1 protein-coding gene is annotated in these 1,951 nt (G+C 56.8%); it reads right to left on the bottom strand.

From position 1 onward, the window contains the following. Positions 1-16 precede the first annotated feature (16 nt). The gene (locus tag HX830_RS31830; protein ID WP_177104809.1) at positions 17-1,801 is read right to left on the bottom strand and encodes a carboxypeptidase-like regulatory domain-containing protein; all 1,785 of its coding nucleotides are present in this window, start codon (positions 1,799-1,801) and stop codon (positions 17-19) included. Positions 1,802-1,951: the final 150 nt, after the last annotated feature.

Raw genomic sequence — 1,951 nt, 5'->3', positions numbered from 1 at the left:
CGGAATTAGTTGACCACTACAGGAGGTACATGCCAATGTAAATTTTCATTTCGCCTTTGTTGTTTCTCAACTCATCGTCAGGCGTGTTGATTCTCAAGAACAGACTACCGCTGTCATTGAGGGTGTTGGCGTAACCTTCATTGTAAATCGGCCTGCTCTTTCCTGAGGTGCCAAACTTATAGAGAAGCTGTCCTACCAGTGCCCCTGGGCCGGTGTAGGGAAATGAAGCGGGCGGGATTCTTCCCGCCGTGCCTCCAGCGTCGCAATAGTCTGTTTTGCTCCAGGCCCATCTGTCGTTGGGTCGTGGAACAGGAACCGGAAGCGCCGAACTGGCAGGAACGAATGTCTCAATCCAACCGCCCACCACCTGTTGCCTGGCTCGTTGAGCCACGCTGGTGTTGGCAGGCACTTCAACTATCTCTCCAGACCCCGTTCTCGGGGTCGTGTCGGGCTGCCTGTTCCAGACAAATCCGTACTCTTTGATATCGGCATATATTTTCAAGCCAATACCGGTCATTTCTCCCGCCAAACCAATGACTTTGGACCCGGGAGTGGTGAAGCTTGCGGCCAGGCTTTGAAATTTACTGATGGTCCCCACCACATTATCGGCATCGCTTTTGACCCGTTGCACCACATCATTCATATAGTTTCCAATGTCCTCCAGCGTTTGACTGAGGTCTTTCCTCGCGTACACCGTAAAGGGGACATTGGGCGTGTAACCGGACGTTGTGCCATACAGGGTCTGGGTCGCGCTGATGGAGTCCGTACCGGGATCATGTGCCAGGTTGGGAATGACCCAATGGCCGTCGGGCCCCACCCTGGCGGTGCCAAATACATAGTCGCCGCCTGTCCTGTAGACCGTCACCGTGGCGCCGGGGGTGGCACTGCCGTAAATACTGAAGGGCGAGTAGGCAGCGGATTGTGGGTTGTCGATGACGGGTGCCGAGGTAATGGGGAAAGAGGGGGGATTCATGTCAACCCAGAACTGTTGGATCGGTGCAAAGCTTGATCGGCGGTCGCCCAGTGTTTGAGTGGCGGTGATGGAGTCGTGGCCTGCGTATTGCGTCACGTTGGGGATTTCCCAGTATCCGGAGGCGCTCACAATGGCCGTATCAGTTCCGTAGGTCCCTCCTGTCCCGTAGACCGTCACGGTGGCGCCGGGAGTAGCGGTACCGGAAATGAGGAAAGGGGTGTTGACATAGCCTTTCGGATTGTCGATCCGGGGGACGTCGAGGGGGGCGGCGGGTTGCACCTGGAAGGGCAGGTTAGGTGCGTAGCCAGACGTTTGACCATTCAGCGTTTGAGTGGCGCTGATGGAGTCGGGGCCAGGATCCTGGGTGATGTTGTTGAGAGACCACTCCCCATTGTCGTTCACCTGGACGCTGCCAAAGGTGTATTGCCCTCCTGTTCGGTAGACCGTGACGGTAGCGCCGGGCGTGGCCATGCCGGAGATGGAAAAAGGCGAGGTGACGGTACCCGTCGGGTTGTTGATCTGCGGGGCACTGGTGATTGGGTACAACGAGCTGCTGACAGAGAACGAAAAATTCTGCCATTCAGAGGTCACGCCGCCGAGCAGCTGGCGTACGGAGAAAGTGAAAGGACCCAGTGGCAGACTCGTCTCGAGTACTGTGCTCCAGCGACTGTTCTGATCGACCTGTGCCTGTCCGAGGAGACTGCCATTCTGTTGCCAGATTTCGACCGATGCACCGGGGAAACCTGTTCCTGAAAGGGAGGCGTTCTGGCTGGGCAGGGCGGTGTCGGGAGCCGGGGTGTCGATGGCGGCAATGTCTGAGGTATTCATAGTGTTTCTCCCTCAATCAGGTTGAATGGGAGAAGCGCTCGGGACTTCAGAAACGCGAGCGTTTCCAGGAATGGACGGAAGCCAGCACCGATGCTACGCGCCTTTTCCCGTCCGGTATGGAAGCGATGCTAGGCTCTGTACGAAAACCTT

Origin of the sequence: Pseudomonas gingeri, from assembly GCF_013385425.1 — a bacterium.
GTDB lineage: Bacteria > Pseudomonadota > Gammaproteobacteria > Pseudomonadales > Pseudomonadaceae > Aquipseudomonas > Aquipseudomonas gingeri_D.
Note: the sequence above shows the minus strand (reverse complement) of the source record. Positions and strands in the feature narration are given on the sequence as shown.